6 protein-coding genes are annotated in these 4,796 nt (G+C 47.8%); 2 read left to right on the top strand and 4 right to left on the bottom strand.

Going from position 1 to position 4,796, the window contains the following annotated elements; translation table 11 throughout:
- Positions 1-100 precede the first annotated feature (100 nt).
- The 3 genes from ON064_RS17065 to ON064_RS17055 all read right to left on the bottom strand — a co-directional run bounded on the left by ON064_RS17065 (position 101) and on the right by ON064_RS17055 (position 1,824).
- A complete protein-coding gene (locus ON064_RS17065; protein WP_274625710.1) occupies positions 101-724 on the bottom strand; it encodes a cell wall hydrolase in 624 nt (207 codons plus the stop codon).
- Positions 725-959: 235 nt separating this feature from the next.
- Positions 960-1,493: a dihydrofolate reductase family protein gene (locus tag ON064_RS17060; RefSeq protein ID WP_274625709.1), complete on the bottom strand. Its 534-nt coding sequence runs from the start codon at positions 1,491-1,493 to the stop codon at positions 960-962.
- Between the two features lie 55 nt (positions 1,494-1,548).
- Positions 1,549-1,824, bottom strand: coding sequence for a hypothetical protein (locus tag ON064_RS17055; protein WP_274625708.1), 276 nt, complete (start codon positions 1,822-1,824; stop codon positions 1,549-1,551).
- Between the two features lie 127 nt (positions 1,825-1,951).
- Here ON064_RS17055 and ON064_RS17050 point away from each other — a divergent pair, with 127 nt between their 5' ends.
- The gene (locus ON064_RS17050; RefSeq protein WP_058382027.1) at positions 1,952-2,452 is read left to right on the top strand and encodes a metallophosphoesterase family protein; all 501 of its coding nucleotides are present in this window, start codon (positions 1,952-1,954) and stop codon (positions 2,450-2,452) included.
- A gap of 79 nt (positions 2,453-2,531) precedes the next feature.
- Here the strand turns inward: ON064_RS17050 and ON064_RS17045 are convergent, their stop codons facing one another.
- Positions 2,532-3,383: an STAS domain-containing protein gene (locus ON064_RS17045; RefSeq protein ID WP_274625707.1), complete on the bottom strand. Its 852-nt coding sequence runs from the start codon at positions 3,381-3,383 to the stop codon at positions 2,532-2,534.
- Between the two features lie 185 nt (positions 3,384-3,568).
- Here ON064_RS17045 and ON064_RS17040 point away from each other — a divergent pair, with 185 nt between their 5' ends.
- Positions 3,569-4,762, top strand: a complete 1,194-nt coding sequence (locus ON064_RS17040) for a hypothetical protein (protein ID WP_274625706.1) — start codon at positions 3,569-3,571, stop codon at positions 4,760-4,762.
- The last annotated feature ends 34 nt before the right edge of the window (positions 4,763-4,796 follow it).

Genomic DNA, 4,796 nt, shown 5'->3' with positions numbered 1-4,796 from the left:
GAGCCCACGGAAAGCGAGCGATAAGCTTCGGAAAATACGGTTGCCTAAAATTCTAAACAGCTTGAAAAAGCCTCCGGAATTTTTCCAGAGGCTTTTCTTATTATCTGGCAAAGACGTGCTTGCCGATTTTCTTGATCGTCGAACGGGTGAAGATCCACTGGTCAGTTGCCGTGACCGGGTTGTAATAGTATGTCGCGCCGGAAGATGGATCCCAGCCTTTCGCCGCTTCCCGCACAGCACGGTAAGCGGAAGCGTTTGGCGTCAACCAATATTGTCCGTCATTCACTGCTGTAAAAGCATTGCGCTGGAAAATGACGCCATATGTACTGCTCGGGAACGCGCGGGATTGCACACGGTTCATAATGACTGCCGCTACCGCGACTTTTCCTTCGAATATTTCACCGCGGGCTTCACCGTGGACGGTGCGTGCCATCATATCAACTTGCTTCATCTTTTCGCGTGTCATCGGCCCGGTAAAGCCGGTCGCTTTCACTCCGAAATCGCGTTGAAACTGGACCACGGCATCTTTTGTAATCGAGCCATAATACCCGGTCGGTGCGAGATGGAAATAGCCGAGTTTTTGAAGCTTCGCTTGAAGTGCTGTTACTTCGCTTCCGGAAACACCTTCGTGTAAATCAGGCGCATGGGCGGAAACTGCTGAATGTGAAAATGTTAGAAAGAAAATCGTTGCTAAACTGAATAAGAGCACTTTAAGTGTTTTCATGCTTCCTCTCCTTTTCCTTTTTGACAAGAATCGACAATTGATTCCTTTTTAAAGTATATCTTTGACATATATCAAAAAACAATATGACGGAGTTACTTTGTTTTCGAATTTTTCTATCAACTCGATAGGCCTTTCTATGCCTGGCGGTTCCTTTAGACCTAGAAAGTCCTGCTCTTATTCTCAGAGAATTAAAAAAAGCGAGCAATTTGCCCGCTTTTTTCAAAATCTCATGAATTCACTTTCTTCGTCTCGTGTAATGCAATTGTGCAATTTGGCCATCTTGTCCCACATCTTCCAAAGTGAAATCGAGTTGACGCTGTGCTTTTTGAAATAAGGGGATGCCGTCCCCAAGTGTTACTGGCGCAATGGAAATGATGAATTCATCAACCAAGTCTTCTTGCAACAGGCTCTCCAGCAACAAGCTGCCGCCGACCGGCCAGATGGTTCCGCCGGGTTGCTGCTTCAACTTTTTTACGACACTGGCTGGGTCTTCCGATGTGAAGGTGATCTGGCCTTCGTCTTCTTTCGGATGGCTGGTGAATACATAGGAACGCTGATCGACGTAAGGAAATTCTCCGCTCTCATGCGAGACTACCCATTCATAGGTGCGCCTGCCGAGCAGAATGGTATCGACTGTGCCGATGAATTGCCCATACCCCGCATCTCCATCCATTTCCACATCCAATAGCCAGTCCAACGTCTCTTCGGGATCAGCAATATAACCGTCCAAACTTTGCGCGATATAACAAATGACTTTCCGTTCAGCCATCGCAATTGCCTCCTTCAGCGGTTGTTTGCTGCCGCTTTCTTCGCCATTCGCCCAATCAGGAGTCGAGTTCTTCCAATTGTTTTTTTGTTTGCGGGAATGCATTTGCCTGCCATTCCGAACGGTAGGCCGAATCCAATTGGGTTAATCCTTGTTCTGCATGGTCATAAGGAGCGTTAACGCTTTCCTCATGGTCGATTTCGTAGCTATTGTGCATATCACTGTCTTCATATACCCAAACATTGCGCTTTTTGCCATTATAAGCCTTTAACAAGACCAATCCTGCGCCGAGTGCCGCGCCTGATGCAATGAATTTTTTCATATCAATGCCCATAACAATCCCTCCAACTTGTTCTTTCTAACTTGTCTTCCCCTTTTTCAACCGCATTAACCTCTGGGGCTTTTAGACGTAAGCCCAAGAGTTTGGTAAAGTGAAACAAAATGATCCTGGAGGCGATTTGATGAAGAAAATAGTCATCGTATCTGATACGCATATTCCGAACCGCGGAAAAAAACTCCCTCAACCGCTTGTCGACGCCTGTGATGGAGCCGACTTCATCATCCATGCGGGCGACTGGCAGATACTCGATGTCTACCATGAATTATCAGCTTATGCTGAAACGGATGGCGTGGCAGGCAATGTCGACCCTTGGGACATCGTAGACCGTTTCGGGCGGAAAAAGATTTTCACATTCGGCGACTTGAAAATCGGCGTTGTCCACGGAGATGGCATACGCAAAACGACCGAACAGCGGGCTCTAGATAGTTTTGAAGGCGAAAACGTCGATATCATTGTTTTTGGCCATTCCCATCAGCCGCTCATGCGTGAAACGGACGGCCTGACTTTATTCAATCCCGGCTCACCGACCGATAAACGCCGTGAACCGCAATACTCGTTCGGGCTGCTTGAAATCAGTGATACTTGGGAGCTCAAACATGTTTTTTTCGATAAAGAAGATTAACAAAAGGCCATTTCCTTTAAATCAGGAAATGGCCTTTTTTATGAACGGAAGATCAGCGGCATCGGCAAAACAGAGCATTTCAATTTTTTTCGAAGCTGAACCCGAGCCGCTTGAGCGCTGTCTCAAGATTCGCTTCGATCATTGTTCCTTTCAAGGCCTCGGCGAAATGGGGGACTTTCAACGCCATAAAAGGCTGGATGCCTGTCACGACCGGCTGGACGCCGATCAAGCCCAACACCTTCACGAGCTTCAATAAATATTCTCCGACTTGCGAGTTGATCTGCGATACGCCGGATACATCGATCACCAGTACTTCGATGCCTTTTTCTGCACAACCGTGCATGGCATGGTCGATGATCGCCTGTGCCCTCAATGCCCTGACTTCGCCGATGATCGGCAAAATCGCCACTTTCCCGACAATGGGAACCATTGGCTCAGCCAACGATTCAATTTCCCCATATGCCCGTTCCAGTTCCAAGACATACGTCAATAAAGTGGCGAGGGTTTCAAAAATGAACGGCAAATCCGCCGGCAGCTCGCATGGGCCATCATCGAGACCACAAACGGTGCCATAGCTTGAGCCGTCTTCATAAAAAATCGGCACGCCGATAAAACAACCTGCTTCGAATCCATCCGTTATTCCTAGAGAACGCGTCAATTCATGCTCTCCGATATGTTCTATGATCAATGCCTGCGCCCCGTGCTCGACGCTCAAAGCCGACAACATGCATGGCAGCGGGGAAGCTTTCCCTTCTTCGATCAAATGATGCTTCGTATTATGCACCTTGACGATCTTTTGGGAGTCCCTTTCCTGCTTTGCGATATAGAAGCTGTTCATGCCTGCTTGCTTGCTGAGAATTTGGAGAATATATGAAGCCGCTTCGTCGAAATCACTGAAATCCCTTATTTTTTCCAGATTTCCCCTCACCATTCAGCCATCTCCCCTTTCCCACTTGTGTTTGAGTCGAAAATGAAGCTAATACTTTTATCTTCCTTTATTATAACGCCCTTTAATATCTGAAATGTTTAAATTGTGTAACAAAATCGGTTTTTTTAGCATGTTCACTGTTTCCAAATATCGGGTATACCTTATCACAAGCGAAAGGAGGCTCATCCATGAACAAAGAATGGGACATTGAATTATTGGAACAAACCGATAGCATGATTTCTTTCAGCTGGACCCCGACAGATGAAGTTTCACGGATTAAAAAAGACGGAGAAATCGTCTATACAGGTACGCAGGCATCATTTCACGATGAAGGCCTGAGCGCCGGCGAATTGTTCTGTTATACGATTGAACGCCAAACCCCGCAAGGCAGCTGGGTGCCAGCCTTGAAACTTTTGACCGGCACCGAAAAACGCGACCCTGACTGCATTAATCAATTGGAACAGATTGTCTTGTCTACCATCGTTTCTCACAATCGGGTATCACTCGCTTGGGGCGCCATCGACGGCATCGACGAATACGACATCTACCGCGACGGCGAGCAAGTTGCGAAGATCGCGAAGACCCAATTCACCGACCGGAATGTGCCAGAAGACCGTGAAGTGGTTTATTGGGTGCGTGCAAGACGCCCAGTCGAACGGACCGAAAGCCCATTGCGCAAAATCAAATCGCTCGCCGCCAATATATTCGGGGCCTTGAACCTGGGTTCGTCGCAAGAACAGGCAGCTGTAGAAAAATTCTGGCTGTCGAAAAAGATCGCCCCGCTCAATCAATTGCTCAGAGAAGGCCAGGGCAAGCCGCCGGAGCTGAAATGGCATCTGCGTTACCTGACCTTTTTGCCCGATGATGTCTTAAAAAATCCCAACCTAACGTCGCCAAACCCTTATTTCCAAGGGGATAATCGCACATTCGATCCCGATTCGAAACATTACCGCTCACTCACCAACTCCATCGTCAACCTGGTGGAACAGCAGAGCATGTTCGATTTCGACAAAGATATCGGCACCAGCATCGCCTATAATTGGCGCCGGAAATTCCGTAAAGCGGATGTTGCTTCGAGTGAAGGCGTCAGTGCCAAAATATCGGAAGAGACACCCCTGAAAACCGAAATCCTGATCACCCACAGCGTCGGAAATCCGTTGACGACATCGCCGAACATCGATTACGAATTATCTGCGACGTTTTACCGGAATGGCGTATATGATTTCATTGGCATCCATGACCAGTCGCCAAATCACGAAATCTACTTAAAGCTCGGCGACGATGGGACATGGCAGCCGCTTCACCAGACCGAAAGCGAAGGGCTTGCCTGGATGGCCGATCCGATCGCGGCCCATTATTGGCGCTTTTCGAACTTCCTGTAATGAACAAGGGCAAAACAGTTCCATATAAAAAAGG

The organism is Planococcus sp. A6 (assembly GCF_028823615.1).
GTDB lineage: Bacteria > Bacillota > Bacilli > Bacillales_A > Planococcaceae > Planococcus.
This window is presented reverse-complemented; position numbering and strand designations above follow the sequence as displayed.

Excerpts from the sequence above, each read along its gene's own strand:
- ON064_RS17060 (WP_274625709.1), bottom strand. The coding sequence starts at position 1,493 with ATGGCTGAACGGAAAGTCATTTGTTATATCGCGCAAAGTTTGGACGGT.
- ON064_RS17040 (WP_274625706.1), top strand. The coding sequence starts at position 3,569 with ATGAACAAAGAATGGGACATTGAATTATTGGAACAAACCGATAGCATG.
- ON064_RS17045 (WP_274625707.1), bottom strand. The coding sequence starts at position 3,383 with ATGGTGAGGGGAAATCTGGAAAAAATAAGGGATTTCAGTGATTTCGAC.
- ON064_RS17055 (WP_274625708.1), bottom strand. The coding sequence starts at position 1,824 with ATGGGCATTGATATGAAAAAATTCATTGCATCAGGCGCGGCACTCGGC.
- ON064_RS17050 (WP_058382027.1), top strand. The coding sequence starts at position 1,952 with ATGAAGAAAATAGTCATCGTATCTGATACGCATATTCCGAACCGCGGA.
- ON064_RS17065 (WP_274625710.1), bottom strand. The coding sequence starts at position 724 with ATGAAAACACTTAAAGTGCTCTTATTCAGTTTAGCAACGATTTTCTTT.